This window comes from Aliiglaciecola sp. NS0011-25, from assembly GCF_040370605.1.
GTDB lineage: Bacteria > Pseudomonadota > Gammaproteobacteria > Enterobacterales > Alteromonadaceae > Aliiglaciecola > Aliiglaciecola lipolytica_A.
Genome location: NZ_BAABWR010000024.1, coordinates 1 through 21178 on the forward strand (window position 1 = coordinate 1; position 21178 = coordinate 21178).

The window sequence follows — 21178 nt, forward strand, 5'->3', positions numbered from 1 at the left end:
TCGGACGCACCAATTTATTCGAATCATCTATTTTATATTGATCCTTTTATATGGCTGCAATTTGCGTATTCGTGCTCAGCACTACCGCTTTCTATGGCCCGGTCCACAGGTAGGTAGTTCGAGTCTACTCGGACGCACCAATTTATTCGAATCATCTTTTTATATTGATCCTTTTATATGGCACCAATTTATTCGAATCATCTACTTTATATTGATCCTTTTATATGGCTCCAATTTGCGTATTCGTGCTCAGCGCTATCACTTTTTTGACTCGGTGTATAAGTTGCTCACAATTTAAAACTGCAATATTAAAATTCTCATCGAAATAAAAAATCACATATTTTCAGTGTATTAGAATCTGTGAGTAAAATTACACTAATTAATTTACGTTTTAGCGTTGACCTTATATGTCTTATCACTTAACCTAAATGATAATGATTATCAATAAGGTTTGTGGGTATGTATTGTTTTACTTTTTCGTGTTTAGAAATGGCAGTGACAAAACCTTCTGAAGACGCAGAGTTTGAAATTATAAATCGATATGTTCATGCAGGATTGGAAAGGGCGAAAACAATGTCTGATAGCAAGGAGACTAAAGCTGCGCATTTACGCATTGTTGATACTTTATTAAATGTGGTTTGTGACAGTTTGCTAAGCATAGCATGGCGTAAATATTGTTTTCGTATGATCCAACGTCTCAAACCTTTGTTATTCGAGATATTAGAAAAGCAGCAATATCAGCGGAAAATGGCGGATATTTCTACGCTTTATCATTATTTTATTGAGTATACGCACAACACTGACCCAAGCATTTCGAAAGCCAGTGGTTATCAAATCTTTTCTTTTAATCCATCACGAAAATAAGCAAAATCCAGAGGGGTTTTAGTATGTCAAATTTCCAATTTGTTTGTCCGAGTCACCAAATATGGGTGGAAGATCATCCTAAAGAAGCGTTTCAAAAGGTGAATGAATTAACCGATTACGCGGAGAGTCTATTTCACCGAGGACAATATCAGAACGTGATTCCATTTTTAGGCACAGCCCTAGAAACAACGGAAATTATTTTTGATAGCCGATTAGAGTCTCCACAATTGACTACAAAAATGACCGCTATTGCCATTATGTTAGCTTCTTCATATTCCGCTTTAGGGGAAACCGATAAGGCTTGTGTATTTTTACGTAAAATTCGACAAAAGCTCAATCGAGCAATTGCTTGTGCAGAAGGTTACGGGGCAAAAGTGGCCTTTTTCAAACATTGTGAAACGGCATTATTAGAGGCCAACTCGAACTTAGTCGAGAATCATAGTTATTTTTCAAGTATGTCAGCTTCTCAATTACATTAATTTAATAACCTTTTAGGTTTCAACGTGTTGAAGATAAATAATGTGCTTTCAATGAATTTTGCAGGCACTTTTATTCACTAAAACGCAATTCTTCGATTCTACATAACACTTTGCTTTGTTTAAATTTTATCTAGATTTTCAACGCTAAAGGATATCCTTTTGTCATTGATAGTGACTGCTGCATTATGCTCTGTGGGATTGCTATTCTTAGTCATGCGGGTTCTAATACTCGGCTATCGATATTGTACTAAAATTGAATATTCAGTTTAGGTTGAAGTTATATCTAGGACACTTTTTTGAAAACATTTACATGCCAATGTGGTAATACTTTGCATTTCGCGAACGTTCAGTGCGTATCGTGCGGGTTAATGCTAGGTTTTATTCCACAAGACAACAGACTTAGCGCTTTTACAACTAACCAGTATGGTAATTTGCAGGCCTCCAGTAATGGTTTGTTATTTAAAAAGTGTAAAAATTATTCAGAGCACAATGTTTGCAACTGGATGGTTCCCCTTGAAGATTCGCATGATTATTGTGTTTCATGCCGACTTAATGAAGTGATTCCAGATCTGGATGATGTAGAAAATAGAGTGCTATGGGCAAAAATGGAGCTCGCAAAAAGGCGTTTGTTATATACCTTGCTGAAACTTAATTTACCCCTCGTTGATCGTACAAAAGACCCAATAAATGGATTGGGGTTTGCGTTTTTGCGTGATAAAACTCAAGATTCATTTGGCAATGAATTAACCGTGAAGAGTTTTGTTACTACAGGTCATGCCAATGGTTTGATTACGATTAATCTTAATGAAGCCGATGATAGTGCGCGTGTAGATATGCGTGAAAAAATGAACGAACGCTATCGCACTTTGCTTGGTCACTTCCGACATGAATCAGGCCACTATTATTGGGATAGATTGATATCAGGCAGCGATAAAATAGATGAATTTCGAAGATTATTTGGTGATGAACGTCTAGATTATGTGAAGTCGATGGAAACCTATTATGCAAAGGGGCCTAACGAAAACTGGCAAAATGTTTGGATAAGTGCTTATGCAAGTATGCATCCTTGGGAAGATTGGGCTGAAACATGGGCGCACTATTTACATATGTTAGATACGTTGGAAACCGCTAACGATTATGACTTCTCAATTTCTGGCAACAAAATTGCCAGTCCAATTCCAAACATGGATAGCGTGATTGATCAAATTTATACTTCTACCTCATTCACCCATCTTTTCAACGATTGGTGCCAATTGACCAAGGTATTAAACGCCTTGAATAGAAGCATGGGTCTTGATGATGCTTATCCTTTTGTGATTTCCATTTCAGCATTGGATAAATTACGCTTCATCCATGAAGTCGTATTAGATTCTGAGATGACCAGTTTGAGCAAGGGTGCTGCGTAATCAATCGTGGTCTGTCTCTTAGTTGGTTAAAAGCCTAGTTAAACGCAGTTAACCTTCGCTTGAAAGATTAATTGAGCCTTTTGATGGTTATTTTTCCCAGTCGAAGCGAGGAAGATTTTCGAACGCTCTTTTTAAACCTTCATTCCACTGCTTTTGTACGGATCTGTACATGTTACTATTTGTCGTCAATACGTTGTGATAAGGCTCTTCTATCTGGTCTGTTCGATGAATCGCTAATTCAATTGGTGGTCCAACGGATATGTTACTGCGAATCGTTGAATCTAGTGAAACGATAGCGCATCTAGCGGCATCTTCTAATGATGTTGAGGGCGTAATAATACGATCTAATATTGGCTTCCCATATTTATTCTCGCCAATTTGTAAAAAGGGGGTTTCGTCAGATGCCGAAATATAATTGCCTTGGGGATATATCAAAAATATTTCACTCTTTTTACCTTTGATTTGACCACCGAGTAAAAAGCTTGATTCATTACTGGTTTTTGACTTTTCCATGGCATCAGCATGTCGTTTTTGTTCTTGTTGACTTAAATCTCCAATGTACTGAGCTACTTCATGGAGGTAGTTCCCTTGACTGATATCAAAATCAGCGTTGGGATCTGATAAGTCACGTTTTATGGCATTTATTACCGCTTGAGAGGTGGCTAAGCTACCTGAAGTTAATAGTACGATTGTTCGATTGTCAGGAAATACGAAGCTGGACATCTTACTGTAAGTGGCAACATAATCGACGCCAGCATTGGTACGGGAGTCCGAGGCGAATACTAAACCTTTATTCAGGGCAATAGCTAAACAGTAAGTCAATTGGCTTCTCTTTGATTTATTTAACGTTAAAACATCTTGTTATTGAGAAAAAACTTGCTCATATAATGCAGCGCAGTTATTTTGAACTGTGGCGAATTTAAAAACAATAAAATTTTAAATTTACACCTGAGAAAAGCTTAATTATGTGAGTAAACTAAGATTAAACAACAATAATAAGTAAGTCTGGAGGATCTATGGCGATTAGATGGGGAAACTATGCAATAGGTCAATTTTATGACGAGCTGATTCAGGGGCGATCTAAACCGAGAGAGTATGCGAAAGATTTGTGTGACTACCTCAAGGGGTTGTCTGATAACGAACTAAAAGAATATAAAGCCGCATCCGATTCTGCCATTCAGGTTATGGGCATAACGTTTAGAATCTATAACGATGAAGAGGGTTCCATAGACCGCGCATGGCCTTTCGACATTATACCTCGCCTAATTGAACTCAAAGAATGGCAGCAAATTGAACTAGGCCTTAAACAGCGTGTAAAAGCACTAAATATGTTTATTGATGACTTATACAATGATCAAAACATTATCAAAGACGGTGTTTTTCCGGCGAACTTATTAAAAAAATCTAAAAACTTTTTGAAAGATTGTATTGGTGTGAAGCCACCGCAGGGCATTTGGGCGCATATTTGTGGCTCAGACCTGGTGCGAGATCACAACGGAACCGTATATGTGTTAGAAGACAACCTTCGTGTTCCCTCTGGTGTTTCCTATATGTTGGAAAATCGACAAGTTATGAAGCGCGTTTTTCCAGAAATGTTCGAAAAATACAATATTCTTCCCATTGATAATTACCCTTCAGATTTATATGACATGTTGGCCAGTCTGTCACCACGAGATGTGAAAGAGCCAGAAATAGTGGTGTTAACTCCCGGTATATATAATTCAGCCTATTTTGAACATGCTTATTTGGCGCAACAAATGGGTGCTGAATTGGTAACAGGTGATGATTTAGTTGTGAAAGAAGATGATTGCGTCTATATGCGAACCATCAATGGATTAAATCGTGTGGACGTAATATATCGCCGAATTGACGACTGGTATATTGACCCAGAAGTATTCCATCCTGACTCAACGTTAGGTATTCCTGGGATCATGCGAGCTTGGAAAAAAGGCAATGTTGGTTTGGCCAACGCACCGGGTTCAGGGGTCGCTGATGATAAAGTTGTCTACAGTTATGTACCTGAAATTATTAAATATTATCTTAATGAAGACGCTCTGCTACCGAATGTGCCAACCTATCGCTGCGTTAATCCAGAAGAACGTGAATATGTGTTAGAAAATATTGAAAAAATGGTTGTAAAACCGGCCAATGAATCTGGTGGATATGGCATGTTGATTGGTCCACATGCATCTAAACGAGAACATCAAAAATTCCGACAATTAATCAAAAAAGATCCGCGTAATTATGTAGCTCAGCCAATGCTGTTGTTATCCACTGCGCCTACTTTGATAGATAACAAAGCAGAAGGACGTCATTTAGATTTAAGACCCTTTATATTAAGTGGGCAAGATATCAAAGTAACCATGGGGGGCTTGACCAGAGTCGCCATGATTAAAGGCTCTACTGTGGTGAACTCATCACAAGGTGGTGGTAGTAAAGATACATGGATTGTTGATATGGAGGGCAATTAATATGTTGTCACGTGTCGCGAGTAATTTATGCTGGATGGGGCGTTATCTGGAGCGAGCAGAAAACACCGCACGATTAATTAATGTTAATTTTAACCTACTTTTAGATCTTCCCAAAAGCATTGTTTTAGGCTGGGAACCGCTTGTTGATATTGTCTCGAACCGAGAAGAGTTTTACGCAAAGTACCAAGAAGCGAACGAACGAAACGTTTTGAACTTTATGGTAGGTGATAGCAAAAATTTGGGCTCAATTGTAAACTCGTTAAGTGCCGCCAGAGAGAATGCAAGAACGATTCGTGAAATTATTCCTAGAGAGGCTTGGGAGCAGATTAACGAACTTTACTTGTTCGCCTATGCTAATCGTCAAAAAGCCATAGCTCGACGCTCTCGATATGAGTATTTAACGGAAATAATTGAATCCAATCAAAAGATCACGGGGATTCTTGTTAGTACGATGACACGAGATGAGGCATATCAATTTTTACGTATTGGACGTAATTTGGAGCGAGCTGATATGACCACTCGAATTATTGATGTTCGTTCTGCGTCTTTAGTTCAGGATATGGAAACTGAGCAATCAGCACTGGAGAATTTACAGTGGATGAGTGTATTAAAGTCGCTTACTGCTTATCAAATGTATCGTCGAGAGGTTCGACTCAAAATTCGACGACCTGATGTGCTGAAATTCCTGATGTTGGAAAATCGTTTCCCCAGAGCCTTGATTCATACCTTAAATCAAGTCGAATATTGTTTGCGAGAATTACCTAATTACGAGCAATGTGTGGAGATGATATCCAAGGTTGAAAAGCAATTATTGGAAGCTAATCCGCAATTGTTAATTCAGGATAAATTACATGAATTTATTGATGAAATGCAATTAGGCTTGATTAATGTGTATAACAAAATTGATGAAACTTATTTTTAAGCATTGAAGTTAAAGCACTACTGCATTAGTGATGTTGCAAGGTTATATTTAAAAACGGCTCAACATTGATAAAATGTTGAGCCGTTTGTATCGGTAATTTTAATTGGCGGCCTCTTGTATGGCATCACCCGCACTTTCTATATCTTTGCCTGCACCTTCAACAGTTGCACAACCTGTTAGCATCACTAGCATTAACGTCAAGGTAAGAATAATTTTAATTTTTGATTGTAAAGTCATAATGTTGCCTCACTGTGTTTTGATAACAAGTCTATAAATGGGATTTAAAGCACTACGTTATACTGAACTAAGCGAGTTTAATGCCAATTTGTAAGTTTTTGAATTTAATGTTATTTACTCAATTTTATTTAGGTTGGGAGAGTTGCTTTTAGCCAAATATTCTTATTCTATGGAATAATTTACACAGGCTTATTATGAAAAATGAGATCGAAATTCAGTCTAAAACGATGATCTGCCAGTAGTTGATTGGGGTAAATTCTTAAAATCGTAATTGGTTGTAGCAGTGATAAATTTTACCCCACCGCCAAGACAGTTCTAAGCTACACAGTTTGGCATGAATATCAGATGGTCGATCATCACTATTCACTGGTAAATCTGCCGATAAATAAGTCACTCTCCAAATCCCGATTTTTGCATCTCGCTGAAATTGAATTTTACCAAGCAACTGATTCTGTTTATAAATAAAGCAAGTGCGTTTTGAGTATCGAATATTATGAGTCATCATAACTGTGATTATATACAGTTGTTTGTGTTGGGCTAGACTTTTTGATTGGTACTATTGCATTTGATCAATAAATTTTGCCAGACTTTCTCGTGTTTATGCTGTGCATTGAGATAATTTTCTGATTCTAATTTTCTTTGTATTAAAAATTTTTTGAAAGGCTCCAATAATACTGGGTTATTACGTAAAGTCTTGAAGTTAGGTTCTAACATGTGGTGAACCTCCGCTAAACGACCTATAACGGGGAGGATATCTGCGATGAAGTTTTGCTCGTAGATTAGCTTCAGATTTGCTATCTGTTCAGCAGAGGAAGCGGATTGACAAGATATCTTAGCAAACTCACTTTGTAATCTATCAGCCAGATTGTTAAGCCAAAAGCTCAGTTGATTTTGTGTATACCAAATTTGTGCAGGCAGTGGTTGTTGTCGTAGCGTATTTAATGCTGCTTCTAATCCATCAATGTCTGTCATCGTAGGGGAGTATAAGTTAACGATTAAACTTAGCGAAGCTTGATATGATCGCAGTTGCTCGTTACTTATTTGTGTAAATAGCGTTGAATTGGTACTCAACGAGCGTCTGATTTCAGCACTGCTAAGGACCATTTGCGCCCACACTTTTGGTAGTGTTTGATATTTGTCCTCAAGCCACTGGGTTAACTGCTGCTGTTGTTGTTCGTCATCAGTTTGCTGAAGACATTCATTAAGCCCTTGAATTAATTTAACTTCGTAAGCGAAGCGTTGGGATGGCAATTGAACCTTACCTAGTGCTGTGTTTCGTTGTGCAATTAAGGTGGATACAGGACAATGCTTCAAAGCATAAAAGTCTCGTAAATTCATTGTCGTCTCAGGAATATCTAATTTCATCTGTTGCGATGATGGATAATGAAGACTAGGGTTTTCAGTGTTTAATAGAATTGAAATGTTCAGCTCTTCGCCAACTTGGTTTTGATATTCAGTAAAACTCGATTGAATCGATGACTGGCCGCATGCATTTACCAAAATGAGGCTACAAAATAGCGGCAGCAAGGGTATTGATGACAAATAAACCACCTTTTGCTGTTTGTTTGTATATTTAAGCCCAGCAAATTTGATGGGCCTCTAAAAAATTAAAACCTCAACCTAATTTAATAATTGAGGTCAATACAACTGCTCATCATCTGAATTGATATTGATTTGAAGTTTGCGATTAAGCTCATCAATATGGAGCTTAACGTGAAACTCGTGACAGCAGTTGGGGCACTCTTCAAAGAAGTCCTGATCACCATTGCTGTAATCTACACTTATATGCAAGTGATGACCGCACTCTGGACAAGCAATAGTTTGTTCAGTTTCAAACACTTCAGTAGTCATTCATTCTCCTATGCGACACTAGGGTTCGCGATACTTCGACCTCCGTCAACTGCCAATATCTGGCCTGTAATATAAGGAGCCGAAATTAGAAATGCGATTGCTTCAGAAATGTCTTTTTCACAACCTAAACGGCATAATGGGATCTGAGACAGTATCGCATTTTTTTCGTTTTCTGGGAGGGCCGTGTCCGGCCACAAAATTGCCCCAGGGGCTACACCGTTAATACGAACATCAGGTGCTAATTCTTGTGCAAGTGATTGGGTTAGCGTCACCAAAGCCGCTTTCGCCATGCAGTATATAGTATGGCCTGACAATGGACGTTGTGCATGAATATCCACCATATTGATCACAACACCTTGATTTTGTGCAAGTTGTTTTTGTAATTTTTGAATTAGGAATAGCGGGGCTTGAGCGTTACTGCCCATTAGAGCTTGCCAATCTTGTGCTACAAAGTCTCCTAGGGGAGTAGGGTAGAAGGCGGATGCGTTGTTAATCAACACATCAATGCGACCAAAAGCGTCGACAGCTGACTGGGCAATTTTGTTTAACGCTTCCAGTTCACACAAATTACCTTGTACCCATTTTACTGAATCTGCTCGTTTGCCATTCAATTGCTTAGACAATGCTTCAACTTGTTCCACAGAATGATGGCAGTGCAGCACAATTCGATAGCCTAAATTATGCAGAAATTTAGCCGTGTAAGCCCCAAGACGTTTGGCACTGCCAGTGATAAATACTACTTTGTTTTCCATGATACCTAGTTTAATCGTTTATGAAGATAACAAAGACTAGCTGGGATAGATTTTTGACACAAGTCCGGTTTTAGTTCTGAGTTTAAGCAAGTACTTCATCCTTGCATATTCCTAAGCAGTGATTTTGCGGTTTGCAAATAATTTCCCCCAAACAACAATGCATGGTTGAGAATATGATACAACTGGTAAACCTGCTTTCTGTAAGCATAATGCTCCGTAAGCGGCCAAATCGAGTTATAGCCTTGATAAAAGGTAACTGGAAATTTATTAAATAATTCTGTCATCGCAATATCTGTCTCCCTATCGCCAAAATAGAACGCTGGGTCAAATACCACCGGTGAATCATGCTGGAAGCCTGTGTTACCAATCCACAGGTCGCCGTGCAGCATAGAGGCTGGAGGATTATGTCCGTGTAACAATTTTTCGACAGATTCAACCACATCATCGATGGCTGCAATGTGATGACCGTTTTCTGCTAAAAGTTGAAGCATATAACCGATACGTTGTTCGGCAAAAAATTGCGCCCACTTTTTCGACCAACGATTCGGTTGAGGAGTTAAACCTATAAAGTTATCTTCCTGCCAACCATACATTTTTTGTGTTTGAGTTTGATGCATGGTGGCTAATTTTGAACCTAAATCGAACCAGTTTTTTTCATTGCCTGCGACTAACCGAAGATACTCTAAAACCAGATAACTTTTATTTTCACAAACACCAAAACAGATGACTTTCGGCACCTTAATAATATTGGCTTGTGCAAGGTGCTCTAGCCCTTCAGCTTCGGCACTGAAATTCGATATTTTGTCCTCATCATTGAGCTTAACAAAAAAACGTTTGTGTCCATCTGTAATGCGGTAAGCGCTATGAGAGTCTCCTTCAGTGATCTCTCGGATATCGTCACAAATAAATTCTTGATTTAATATTTGACTAATTTGATCGCTAACAAAATGCCACATAAGTTTGACTTAATTTAGCTATAAAACCTGAGTATGGATCACTTGCAAATAATTGAAGGTATTTTTCATTATTAAAAAGTACACGTTATAACTTTTTGTAATGTTAAAACCTTGTAGGCGCACCGAATATTTCCCCCAGATTATGAAAAGTTTTAAACATCGAAGATACAACTAACTTATTTGCTCGCCAGATAGGGAGATTTCCAGAGGGTTCACCATATCCGATGTATTCAATTTGCATAGTATTTTTTGATGTTGCGGTTATTCGCCAATTACCGCGCACATTTTGTATCCGAACAAGTGTGTTGTTGGGCGGATAATATTCAGAGTAGTCTTGTACTTGAATCCTTATTGTGTGAGTTGCTGAATCAATTTCGGTAAATGACTTGGTTATCATTTCACGGTCTTTGGCTGGCCAAGGTGCGTTGAAAGTCGTTTTGACGATTTTCTCTACAGGCGAGGGGGAGGCAAGAAGTTCGACTTTTTCGCAATTATCAATCCAGCTAGCGGCGATTGCGGTATTATCCAGAAGTGTTAAAAAATCTTCGGGCACGCCCTTGACTGTAATCGTTGCTTTGAGCCAAACGTAACCGCTGACATCTTCAACAGTGTGAATCTTGATATGCTCTGTTTGTTTTGCTAACAACCAATTTTCCCTTGATGGCTTGGCAAAGGTTTGAACATGCAGCAACAATGATAAACACAGTAATGCGTATTTTATACATGCATTATATGTCCGTACTGATTGCATCGGCAGTAACATTTTAGGTATCATGTGTTCCTTCTCCCTGATCGTAGCAGGGTTGATTTTTTATTAACTTATTCATTTTTCGGTTTAAGTTGTTTAAACACCCTCCGCTGGGTGTTTTTTATTGTTTATACACTTAGAACCGAAAAATAACTTTATAATTCACACGTGGCGCTTGGTAGGTGTCACCACTGTGTAAAGGATTATTCAATGCTAACAATTACTCTTCCTGATGGCAGTCAACGCCAGTTCGAAAATTCCGTTTCTGTATTAGATGTAGCCAATGATATTGGACCAGGGCTAGCGAAAGCTACTATTGCTGGAAAAATAAATGGCGAGCTGGTGGACGCCGTCGACATGATCACTGAAGATGCCAGTCTACAGATTATTACTGCCAGAGACGAAGAGGGATTAGAAATCATCCGTCACTCTTGTGCACATTTGATTGGTCACGCCATCAAACAGCTCTATCCTGACGTCAAAATGGCCATAGGTCCAACAATCGATAACGGTTTTTATTACGATATCGACATGGAACATTCATTAAATGATGACGATCTAGTCAAGCTGGAAAAGCGTATGTTAGAGCTGGCGAAAACCAGTTATGACGTGGTTAAGAAGAAAGTAAGTTGGCAGCAAGCAAGAGATACCTTTGAAGCTCGTGGTGAGACTTATAAAATAGAAATCTTGGATGAAAACATCAGCAAAGATGACAGTCCAGGACTATACCATCACGAAGAATATGTCGATATGTGTCGCGGTCCTCATGTACCTAACATGCGTTTTTGTCAACATTTCAAGTTAATGAAAGTGGCTGGAGCTTATTGGCGTGGCAATAGTGACAATAAAATGTTGCAGCGCATTTATGGCACAGCTTGGGCTGATAAAAAACAACTGAAAGCTTACCTCAATCGTTTAGAAGAAGCTGAAAAGCGTGATCACCGTAAAATTGGTAAAGCATTAGATTTGTTCCATTGGCAAGAAGAAGCGCCTGGAATGGTGTTCTGGCACAACGATGGTTGGAGTATTTACACTGAGCTAGAAAAATATATTCGCATAAAACAACGTGAATATGGTTTTGGTGAAGTAAAAGGCCCACTGATGATGGACCGCGTTTTGTGGGAAAAATCTGGTCATTGGGAAAAATACTCTGAGCATATGTTTACCACAGAGTCTGAGAAGCGTGAATATGCTATCAAGCCGATGAACTGCCCCGGACACGTACAAATATTTAATCAAGGTTTGAAATCATACCGTGACCTACCTTTGCGTATGGCTGAATTTGGTTGTTGTCACCGTAACGAACCATCTGGTGCTTTACACGGCCTGATGCGCGTACGTGGATTCACCCAAGATGACGCACATATTTTCTGTACCGAAGATCAGATACAGGCCGAAGTGGCAAGTTGTATTGATATGATTTACGAAGTTTACAAAGTTTTTGGCTTTGAGAAAATTGTAGTGAAATTATCCACACGTCCTGAAAAACGCGTGGGCTCAGACGAAGTTTGGGATAAAGCCGAACAAAAGCTTGCCGATGCATTGACCTCAAAGAATATCGATTTTCAGTATTTACCAGGTGAAGGTGCTTTTTACGGCCCCAAAATTGAATTTACCTTACATGATTGCTTAGACCGTGCTTGGCAATGTGGTACCGTGCAACTTGATTTCTCAATGCCTGGTCGTTTAGGTGCTACTTATGTTGCCGAAGATGGGGAACGTAAAGTGCCTGTCATGATTCACCGTGCAACATTAGGTTCACTTGAACGTTTTATCGGTATTTTGACTGAAGAGTATGCTGGCTTGTATCCGACTTGGTTAGCTCCAACTCAGGTTGTGGTGATGAATATCACCGATAAACAGGGTGAATATGCTGCAAATGTAGCGAAAAAATTACAACAAAATGGAATTAGATCGAAGTCGGACTTGAGAAATGAGAAGATAGGCTTTAAAATCCGCGAGCACACTCTTAGACGTGTTCCATTTTTATTAGTCGTAGGCGACAAAGAAATGGAAGCAAACGAAGTAGCGGTGCGCTCTCGCAAGGGTGATGACCTCGGTAAATTCTCAATAGAAGGGTTTATGGAGTTGATTAATCAACAGGTCACATCTAAGCAATTAGATTAATTTCGTGGAGGAACGACATATTAAAGGCGCTAATAATAAGGCTCAAGGCGATAAAGCCAACATCAATGAAGAAATCACAGCGACAGAAGTTCGCTTAATTGGTAAAGAAGGTGAACAGCTAGGGATAGTATCTCTAGGAGAAGCTCAAACTCTCGCCGACCAAGCTAGTTTGGATCTAGTAGAGATAAGTCCGAACGCTGAGCCGCCTGTATGTAAGGTAATGGATTACGGAAAGTTCCTTTTCGAGAAGAGTAAAGCTCAAAAAGAGCAGAAGAAAAAACAAAAGCAAATTCAGGTCAAGGAGATTAAATTTCGCCCTGGCACTGATGAAGGCGACTACCAGGTAAAACTGCGCAACCTGCGTCGCTTTCTAGAAGGAGGTGATAAGGCCAAGGTAACGATTCGTTTTCGCGGACGTGAAATGGCCCACCAAGAGATCGGCATTGAACAACTAAAACGCGTGCGCGCGGATTTAGAAGACATTGCTAATTGCGAATCTTTCCCTCATAGAGTGGAAGGTCGTCAAATGATCATGGTGCTCGCCCCAATTAAGAAGTAGTAAAGGTTTACAAGTAACTAAGGACCGTAAAATCGGATCTGCACCTTAAGTTCACCTTGCTGCTATGTTGAAACAACGACCCCAGAGTAGTCATGCAATGCATGTCCTCAAGTGTGGTCTTAACAATGCGGAGTTTTAGCAATGCCTAAAATGAAATCCAATAGTGGAGCAGCCAAGCGTTTTAAAAAAACCGCTTCAGGTCGTTTCAAAAGTAAGCAGTCTCACTTGCGTCACATTTTGACCAAGAAGAGCTCTAAGCGTAAACGTCACTTGCGTGGCAAGAAATTAGCCCATTCAGCTGACACTGCGTTGATTCAACGCATGTTACCTTACGTTTAAAGCACAGGAGACTAAAAAATGGCAAGAGTAAAACGTGGTGTAGTTGCCCGTGCCCGTCATAAGAAGGTACTAAAGCAAGCCAAAGGTTATTACGGAGCTCGTAGTCGAGTTTATCGCGTTGCTGTCCAGGCAGTAACAAAAGCAGGTCAATATGCATACCGTGACCGTCGTCAGCGTAAGCGTCAATTCCGTCAATTATGGATTGCACGTATTAATGCTGCGGCACGTCAAAATGGCATGTCTTACAGCCGTTTCATTAACGGTCTGAAGAAAGCGTCTGTCGAAATCGATCGTAAGATCCTTGCTGACATCGCTGTGCATGATAAAGGCGCATTTACTGCATTGGTTGATGCAGCAAAAGGCGCATTGGCTTAATTTTTAACAATTAAGTTTAAGTTCTTTCGGGAAAAGGCGAACCAGGATGGTTCGCCTTTTTTCGTTTTGGCTGAATATAAATTGTACTGATTATTCGGGTTAATAATTAGATATGCACTTTATCGCTTAAAAAATCTCAAAGCAGGCTATTCAAACCTTGCCTTTTACTAGTACTTTATAAGATAATAAATGAAAATAATTCTCATTTGTGGTCAGTAAGTCATGTTGCAAAATACAGTGTGGGAACTTCCTACTAAAAAAACCGCCGAAATCGTTGGATTACAAAGTGGTCTTTCGGTTGCTATGAGTAATAGGCTTAAAGAAATGGGCTTTTGTGACGGTGAGATAATCGTATGTTTAAAGCAATGTCCATTTAACGGTCCAAAAGTTGTGGAATTGGGTGGTGCAATCTTGTCAATTGATAAAGAAATAGCGCAAAATATTAAAATTAAAATATAGCTCAATTTCGTCTAACTCGTTAGCTCGTTATTTTCTACTTTACTAAATTCTCACTAAACAGGTACCCGTAGTGTCTTCAACTGTTTCAGATAATATTAATAATGCTCAACAGAAAGTTGTTTTAATTGGACGACCAAATAGCGGTAAAAGCTTACTGTTCAACCAATTAACGGGATTGCAGCAAAAAGTGGCTAACTTTCCTGGCGTCACAGTAGAGCTGAAATCAGGTAAGATGAAAGATCTAACGATTGTAGATTTCCCTGGAACTTATTCACTGCATAGTTTCTCTCAAGACGAGCAAGTGGCAGTAGACGCTATTTATAAAGCTCTCGATAGCGATGAAACCGGTTTAATTGTGTGTGTTTTGGATGCCTCTAGACTTGAGCGCAGCTTGGTATTTGGACTGCAAATTCAAGCTTTAGCAAAAAAGCACAACAAAGGTTTTGTGTTTGTCATCAACATGATCGACGACGCATTGCGTTTTGGACATGAAATCGATGTGCAAGGTCTATCAACAGAGCTAGGCTCACCGGTTTTTGCATTATCTGCGAAAACGCTGATTGGACTGTCAGAGTTTCAGCAAGCGTTACCAGAACTAGTTGAAAAACAACAAAGCACGATACCAAAAATAGTAAATGATAATCATGATGACGTTATCAAGCAAAGCCGTCAGCTAGCTTATAAGTTCGGAATGAATGCAAATGTAGTGCTGAAACAACAGAACCGGATAGATCAATTTTTATTACATAATTGGTTAGGCGGTGTTGCTTTCATGGCTATTATGTTTTTGTTATTCCAAAGTATCTTTACTTGGGCAACACCACTTATGGACGCGGTTGAAAGTGGTATAGGAATCCTTGCCAGTTTTGTCAGTAAGATGCTGCCTGAAGGTATTTTTAATGACTTCTTAAATGACGCTATATTTGGTGGGGTAGGCTCTTTCTTAGTTTTTGTTCCACAAATTATGGTGTTAACCTTTATTATTGGGTTGTTAGAAGACAGTGGATATTTAGCCCGTGCGGCATTGATTTGTCATAAACCCTTAAGCTTCTTTGGTTTATCAGGTCGAAGTTTTATTCCTTACTTATCGGGACATGCCTGTGCCATCCCTGCAATAATGGCCGCTCGAACAATTGAGTCACCACGTAAGCGTCTAATTACGATGATGACCATTCCTTTAATGTCCTGTTCAGCTCGTTTGCCCGTGTATGCTTTATTAATCGCAGTATTTATCCCGCAAGTCCAATATCTTGGCGGATTGGTAAATACTCAAGGGATGGTGTTCTTTGGTCTTTACATGACTGGCATAGTGACGGCATTAATCGTAAGTTTTGTGATGGATAAAATGCATTTCGCCGACAGTGATAAAAGCGAAATGCCTTTTATCTTGGAGTTACCAAGTTATCGTTTGCCGCACTGGAAACCACTGATGTATCGCGTGCTAAATAGCGCTAAGTATTTTATTCGACGCGCAGCACCCGTGATTTTCATGGTTTCGGTGGGGATTTGGATTTTGGGGTATTTCCCTATTCATGAGGGCGGTTTAGAAAATTCATACTTAGGCCATATAGGTCATTTTATTGAGCCTTTATTTGAACCTCTTGGTATCGATTGGCGATATGGCGTGGCTATTTTGATGTCATTTCTTGCCCGTGAAGTATTTGTTGGTACCTTAGGAACATTGTTTGGTATTGAAGGGGCAGATGAGAATATTGCTGGCTTAGCTGCCAACATCCAAAACGATGGGCTAACCTTTGCCGCAGGCATGGGGCTGTTAATGTTTTACGTTATTGCACTGCAATGTGTTGCCACTGTTGCAACGATTAAAGCCGAAACTGGCAGTCAAAAGATCGCTTGGGGTTTAGTTGTGGGTTATGGCGCCCTCGCATATTTGATGGCGTTTATCGTATATAACATTTTCTAAAACTGTAAATTTACATTACCTCACAAAGTGACGCTTATTTAGTGAATCTTTGTGGGGTTTAGAAGGTAAAAGAGTCTGACTACTAGTCACTTATTAGCAACATTTTCCCATTCAAAACTCTTTCATTGCCCCAACGGGCTTCTCTGATGCATATTTACTTAGCATTTTTCAAAATTAATAAAAATTTGTTGATCAATCACAGCCAGACTCTAGCTATAAGGGGCTGATTTCGTGTAGAATTGCCGGTTCTTTTTTTGAAGTACCATTAGCAGGTTTGTGAAGATAGGCCTTTAATTTATTAAGTAAAATTCCAATTCGAGGAAGCTATGGATCTCGACGCCATAATTGAACAGGCACAAATTAAAATTAACGATGCACAAGATGCGGCAACATTAGACGCGGTGCGAGTAGAGTTTATGGGTAAAAAAGGTCATATGACCGATTTGCTTAAAGGACTTGGTAAGTTATCAGCTGAAGAGCGTCCAATTGCCGGACAAAAAATAAACTTAGCTAAGCAAAAGATTCAAGGGCTTATTTCAGTTCGCGGCGAATACTTGCGAGATGCTGAGCTGAACGCTAAATTAGCCGGTGAAACAATTGATGTCACTCTACCAGGCAGAACTGAAAATCTCGGCGGGCTGCACCCAGTAAGCAGAACTATACGCCGAATTGAAAGTTTCTTTGGAGAACTAGGTTTCACCGTGAAATCAGGGCCCGAAGTGGAAGACGGTTTCCATAATTTTGATGCTTTGAATATACCCGCTAATCATCCAGCTCGTGCTGATCATGATACCTTCTATTTTAATCCTGATGTAATGCTGCGTACGCAAACATCAGGTGTGCAAATTCGTACCATGGAAGTAGAAAAGCCACCGCTACGTATTATCTCTCCAGGTCGTGTATATCGTAATGATTACGATCAAACTCATACGCCTATGTTTCATCAGGTGGAAGGGTTAATGGTGGATAAAAATGTCAGTTTTGCGGAACTTAAAGGTGTACTTCATGACTTTTTAAATAATTTCTTTGAAGCCGATTTACAGGTGCGTTTCCGTCCTTCTTATTTTCCTTTTACAGAGCCTTCAGCGGAAGTTGATGTGATGGGACAAAACGGCAAATGGTTAGAAGTACTGGGTTGCGGCATGGTCCATCCAAATGTACTTAGAGCGGTTAACATAGACCCAGAAGAATACACTGGATTTGCTTTTGGCATGGGAGTCGAACGTCTTACCATGTTGCGTTACGGTGTGAACGATCTTCGTGCCTTTTTTGAGAACGATCTTCGTTTCCTCAAGCAGTTTAATTAAGGGGACTCGATAAAATGAAATTCAGTGAAAAGTGGTTGAGAGAGTGGGTTAATCCAGCAATATCAACACAACAATTATCAGAACAACTTAGTATGGCCGGTTTAGAAGTTGATGCAGTTGATCCGGTTGCAGGCGAGTTTTCAGGTGTATTAGTGGGCGAAGTTGTTGAGTGTGGACAACACCCTAATGCAGACAAGTTACGAGTGACAAAAATTAACATCGGAGAAGACGAGTTAATTGATATCGTTTGTGGTGCACCGAATTGTCGACAGGGCATCAAAGTTGCTGTAGCAACTGTTGGCGCTGTACTACCAGGTAACTTTAAAATTAAAAAGGCGAAATTACGAGGTGAGCCTTCGTTTGGTATGCTTTGTAGTTTTTCTGAGTTAGGTATTAGCGATGATCATGACGGTATTGTAGAGCTTCCTAGTGATGCGCCAATTGGTCAGGATATTCGTGACTATCTACAATTGGACGATGTCACTATTGAAGTCGATTTAACACCTAACCGAGCGGATTGCCTTGGTATCAGAGGGGTAGCGCGGGAAGTAGGTGTGTTGAATCAGGTTGAAGTGAACGCACCAAAAATAGAAAGCGTTGATAGTAAAATTGAGGATACTCGAGAAATCCAACTTGTCGCACCTGAAGCGTGCCCAAGATATTTAGGCCGGGTATTAAAAAACATAAACCTTGCAGCAAAGTCACCTTTGTGGATGCAAGAGAAACTTAGACGTAGCGGTATTCGTAGTATTGATCCCGTGGTAGACGTAACAAATTACGTTTTACTTGAACTGGGTCACCCAATGCACGCGTTTGATTTGGATAAATTGGATGGTGATATTGTTGTCCGTTTTGCCAGTGAAAATGAAAAATTAACGCTTCTGGATGGCAACGAAACTAAGCTAAAAACCAATACACTGGTGATTGCTGATCAACGTAAAGCATTAGCAATGGCTGGGATTTTCGGTGGTTTAGAATCCGGTGTCACAAATGAGTCTAAGAATATATTTTTAGAAAGTGCATTTTTTGCGCCTGACGCGATTATGGGCAAAGCCCGTCAATACGGTTTGCATACTGATGCATCACACCGCTACGAGCGTGGCGTAGATCCACAGCTACAAAGAGTGGCAATGGAGCGAGCGACCCAACTTCTTTTGGATATTGTTGGTGGTGAAGCTGGACCAATAACTGAGTCTGTTAGCCAAGAGCATCTTCCAACAGAAAAGACTATTCAACTGCGAGCATCGCGTCTGACGCGTATTCTTGGAATCCATGTAGAAGACGCGAAGGTGACCGATATCCTAACTCGTTTAGGTTTAGACGTTAGCTTCTCCGATAATAAGTGGACGGTTGTTGTACCTGCTTATCGATTTGATATCAGCATCGAAGAAGATCTGATTGAAGAGATTGCCAGAGTCTATGGATACAATAGTATTCCAACAATAGCGCCTACTGCTAAGTTAAAAATGTCGGTCCATAAGGAACAAAACCTTACTTTAGACAGACTAAAACAAACGTTGGTAGAGCGAGATTACCAAGAAGCGATAACCTATTCATTCGTGGATCCTAAAGTGCAAAGTGCTTTATTCCCTGACGCCTTAGGTATGCAGTTGCCTCATCCTATTTCTGCTGATATGTCTGCAATGCGTGTTAGTTTGTGGACAGGACTATTGCAGTCTGTGTCTTACAATCAAAAACGTCAACAAAGTCGTGTCAGATTATTTGAAACAGGTTTGAGATTCGTACCTGATGAGAATGAGAAAACCGGTGTAAGACAAGAAGTTGTTGTTGGTGGTGTGATATGTGGTAATCGCAACAATGAACATTGGAATATGGAAGACCGTGCTGTTGACTTCTACGATGTTAAAGCGGATGTAGAAGCTTTGTTGCAAACTACAGCTAATCTTTCTGAGTTTAGTTTTAAAGCGGCTCAGCATTCAGCTCTTCACCCAGGCCAATGTGCACAAATTTATCGTGATCAAGAGTTGGTCGGATATGTCGGTGCTGTGCATCCTAAATTTACCAAAATATTGGGGTTAAACGGCAAAACGTTCGTTTTCGAGCTTGATTTCAATGCAATTGGAGGCAAAAAACTGCCATTAGCTGAAGAAATTTCAAAATTTCCTGCTAATAGGCGTGACATTGCTATCGTTGTAGAGGAAGATAAAGTTGTAGGTGAAATAATTTCTTACATCGAAAAATTTGGCGGAAATCAACTAGTTGGCCTAAACTTATTCGATGTGTACAGAGGCAAGGGAATAGAGGCCGGTTATAAAAGCTTGGCAATCTCTCTTACTCTACAGGACCAAACAAGAACGCTTGAAGAAAATGATATTCAAGCGGTAGTTGAAGACATTCTGTCCCAGTTAGCAGAAAAGTTCGGGGCATCATTGAGGGATTGACTTTATGGCGTTAACCAAAGCTGAAATGGCTGAGCATTTGTTCGAAAAATTGGGAATTAATAAGCGGGATGCTAAAGATCTTGTTGAATCATTTTTTGAGGAAGTAAGAGAAGCACTTGAAGACGGAGAGCAAGTAAAATTGTCCGGCTTCGGTAACTTTGATTTACGTGAAAAAAATGAACGTCCTGGTAGAAACCCTAAAACCGGGGAAGATATTCCCATTAAAGCACGCAGAGTAGTGACCTTCAGACCGGGTCAAAAACTCAAAAGTCGTGTGGAAAATACGGAACCTTCAAACTCTTAAATCGAGTATTTCACACCCTTATTTTTATAAGGGTGTGAGACAGTTTCATTACCGGATAAACCTCCTAAAAAGCTGGTTAAAATCTGGACTTTACTGAATCCGCTCACTTAATCTAAATAGTAATTTAAATGGCCAAAAAACTCTTACTGGTTGCAACGTTAATTGTTGCGGCAGTTATCGCCTTAACGCAGTTAAATCAACCTGAAACTGTTTTAAGCGCTGATTTACCTAATCATCCATCCCAGAATCAGTCGGATGATATTAAACAATACTCATACAAAGATATTTTAAACAATGATGAGTTTAAACTGGGGATGCAACAAGCTGTTGAAAATAATGACATTGAGCTTGCTAAAACGCTACAGGAAAAAGCCATTGAAATCGCAGTAGCCGCTAATTTGCCTGCCACTGAAGTATCCTTAATCTCTGGTGATAATGGATTGCGATTTATGCAGTTTTTAGCCAGTAGACAAATTTTTGTGAAAAAATTCCAACAACATTATCTTTCATTTCAAGATATCCAACAGTTGAAACTCGATTACCCAGAAGCGCAAGACTTGTTTGAGCGTTCAGATAATCTGATTGAAACTCGAGATAGTCAAATTCATGCATTAGCTGAACAGTTAGCAGGCGAGAGAGGGGATGTTGAATTGTATTTACAATTGGCTAAAGAACAGTGGATTGCCCGGCAATAAG

General features: G+C 39.7%; 23 protein-coding genes. 16 read left to right on the top strand and 7 right to left on the bottom strand.

Features of this window, described 5'->3' with window-relative positions; translation table 11 throughout:
* The 4 genes from ABWV72_RS17920 to ABWV72_RS17935 form a co-directional block, all read left to right on the top strand.
* The coding region (locus ABWV72_RS17920; RefSeq protein ID WP_353372178.1) for a hypothetical protein at positions 1-298 on the top strand (298 nt) is incomplete at its 5' end.
* A 275-nt stretch (positions 299-573) separates the two neighbouring features.
* A complete protein-coding gene (locus ABWV72_RS17925; protein WP_353372180.1) occupies positions 574-864 on the top strand; it encodes a hypothetical protein in 291 nt (96 codons plus the stop codon).
* A gap of 23 nt (positions 865-887) precedes the next feature.
* The gene (locus ABWV72_RS17930) at positions 888-1343 is read left to right on the top strand and encodes a hypothetical protein (protein WP_216047312.1); all 456 of its coding nucleotides are present in this window, start codon (positions 888-890) and stop codon (positions 1341-1343) included.
* A gap of 296 nt (positions 1344-1639) precedes the next feature.
* Positions 1640-2749 carry a zinc-binding metallopeptidase family protein gene (locus tag ABWV72_RS17935; RefSeq protein WP_353372182.1) on the top strand — a complete coding sequence of 370 codons (1110 nt, stop codon included), beginning with the start codon at positions 1640-1642 and terminating at the stop codon, positions 2747-2749.
* A gap of 87 nt (positions 2750-2836) precedes the next feature.
* Here ABWV72_RS17935 and ABWV72_RS17940 read toward each other — a convergent pair whose 3' ends face one another.
* Entirely contained in the window at positions 2837-3571 is a 735-nt protein-coding gene (locus ABWV72_RS17940) for a proteasome-type protease (protein WP_216047310.1), read from the bottom strand.
* 194 nt (positions 3572-3765) lie between these two features.
* Between ABWV72_RS17940 and ABWV72_RS17945 the strand changes: the two genes are divergently transcribed.
* Together ABWV72_RS17945 and ABWV72_RS17950 are read left to right on the top strand one after the other, a co-directional pair.
* Complete coding sequence (locus ABWV72_RS17945) at positions 3766-5220, top strand: circularly permuted type 2 ATP-grasp protein (protein WP_216047309.1); 1455 nt, start codon at positions 3766-3768, stop codon at positions 5218-5220.
* A 1-nt stretch (position 5221) separates the two neighbouring features.
* Entirely contained in the window at positions 5222-6142 is a 921-nt protein-coding gene (locus tag ABWV72_RS17950) for an alpha-E domain-containing protein (protein ID WP_342807942.1), read from the top strand.
* Between the two features lie 99 nt (positions 6143-6241).
* Here the strand turns inward: ABWV72_RS17950 and ABWV72_RS17955 are convergent, their stop codons facing one another.
* The 6 genes from ABWV72_RS17955 to ABWV72_RS17980 form a co-directional block, all read right to left on the bottom strand.
* Positions 6242-6379, bottom strand: a complete 138-nt coding sequence (locus ABWV72_RS17955) for an entericidin A/B family lipoprotein (protein ID WP_216047307.1) — start codon at positions 6377-6379, stop codon at positions 6242-6244.
* Positions 6380-6916: 537 nt separating this feature from the next.
* The gene (locus ABWV72_RS17960; protein WP_353372185.1) at positions 6917-7921 is read right to left on the bottom strand and encodes a DUF3080 family protein; all 1005 of its coding nucleotides are present in this window, start codon (positions 7919-7921) and stop codon (positions 6917-6919) included.
* 96 nt (positions 7922-8017) lie between these two features.
* Positions 8018-8230, bottom strand: a complete 213-nt coding sequence (locus tag ABWV72_RS17965; protein ID WP_216047305.1) for a CPXCG motif-containing cysteine-rich protein — start codon at positions 8228-8230, stop codon at positions 8018-8020.
* Between the two features lie 8 nt (positions 8231-8238).
* Positions 8239-8982 carry a pteridine reductase gene (locus tag ABWV72_RS17970; protein WP_353372188.1) on the bottom strand — a complete coding sequence of 248 codons (744 nt, stop codon included), beginning with the start codon at positions 8980-8982 and terminating at the stop codon, positions 8239-8241.
* Positions 8983-9077: 95 nt separating this feature from the next.
* On the bottom strand, positions 9078-9938 hold the full coding sequence (locus ABWV72_RS17975; RefSeq protein WP_216047303.1) for a fructosamine kinase family protein: 861 nt from the start codon (positions 9936-9938) through the stop codon (positions 9078-9080).
* A gap of 103 nt (positions 9939-10041) precedes the next feature.
* Positions 10042-10713: an START domain-containing protein gene (locus tag ABWV72_RS17980; protein WP_353372190.1), complete on the bottom strand. Its 672-nt coding sequence runs from the start codon at positions 10711-10713 to the stop codon at positions 10042-10044.
* A 183-nt stretch (positions 10714-10896) separates the two neighbouring features.
* Here ABWV72_RS17980 and thrS point away from each other — a divergent pair, with 183 nt between their 5' ends.
* From thrS to ABWV72_RS18030, 10 genes are all read left to right on the top strand, one after another.
* Positions 10897-12813, top strand: a complete 1917-nt coding sequence (gene thrS, locus ABWV72_RS17985) for a threonine--tRNA ligase (protein WP_353372192.1) — start codon at positions 10897-10899, stop codon at positions 12811-12813.
* A 4-nt stretch (positions 12814-12817) separates the two neighbouring features.
* Entirely contained in the window at positions 12818-13372 is a 555-nt protein-coding gene (gene infC, locus ABWV72_RS17990) for a translation initiation factor IF-3 (protein ID WP_216047300.1), read from the top strand.
* Between the two features lie 141 nt (positions 13373-13513).
* Complete coding sequence (gene rpmI / locus ABWV72_RS17995; protein WP_216047299.1) at positions 13514-13711, top strand: 50S ribosomal protein L35; 198 nt, start codon at positions 13514-13516, stop codon at positions 13709-13711.
* An 18-nt stretch (positions 13712-13729) separates the two neighbouring features.
* Complete coding sequence (rplT, locus tag ABWV72_RS18000) at positions 13730-14086, top strand: 50S ribosomal protein L20 (protein WP_216047298.1); 357 nt, start codon at positions 13730-13732, stop codon at positions 14084-14086.
* 222 nt (positions 14087-14308) lie between these two features.
* Positions 14309-14545 carry a FeoA family protein gene (locus ABWV72_RS18005; RefSeq protein ID WP_216047297.1) on the top strand — a complete coding sequence of 79 codons (237 nt, stop codon included), beginning with the start codon at positions 14309-14311 and terminating at the stop codon, positions 14543-14545.
* A 70-nt stretch (positions 14546-14615) separates the two neighbouring features.
* Positions 14616-16469 carry a ferrous iron transporter B gene (gene feoB, locus ABWV72_RS18010; protein ID WP_353372195.1) on the top strand — a complete coding sequence of 618 codons (1854 nt, stop codon included), beginning with the start codon at positions 14616-14618 and terminating at the stop codon, positions 16467-16469.
* 326 nt (positions 16470-16795) lie between these two features.
* Positions 16796-17776, top strand: coding sequence for a phenylalanine--tRNA ligase subunit alpha (pheS, locus tag ABWV72_RS18015; protein WP_216047295.1), 981 nt, complete (start codon positions 16796-16798; stop codon positions 17774-17776).
* Positions 17777-17790: 14 nt separating this feature from the next.
* Complete coding sequence (gene pheT, locus ABWV72_RS18020) at positions 17791-20178, top strand: phenylalanine--tRNA ligase subunit beta (protein ID WP_353372198.1); 2388 nt, start codon at positions 17791-17793, stop codon at positions 20176-20178.
* Positions 20179-20182: 4 nt separating this feature from the next.
* Positions 20183-20482, top strand: coding sequence for an integration host factor subunit alpha (locus ABWV72_RS18025; protein WP_216047293.1), 300 nt, complete (start codon positions 20183-20185; stop codon positions 20480-20482).
* A 128-nt stretch (positions 20483-20610) separates the two neighbouring features.
* On the top strand, positions 20611-21177 hold the full coding sequence (locus ABWV72_RS18030) for a hypothetical protein (RefSeq protein WP_353372200.1): 567 nt from the start codon (positions 20611-20613) through the stop codon (positions 21175-21177).
* Position 21178 lies beyond the last annotated feature (1 nt).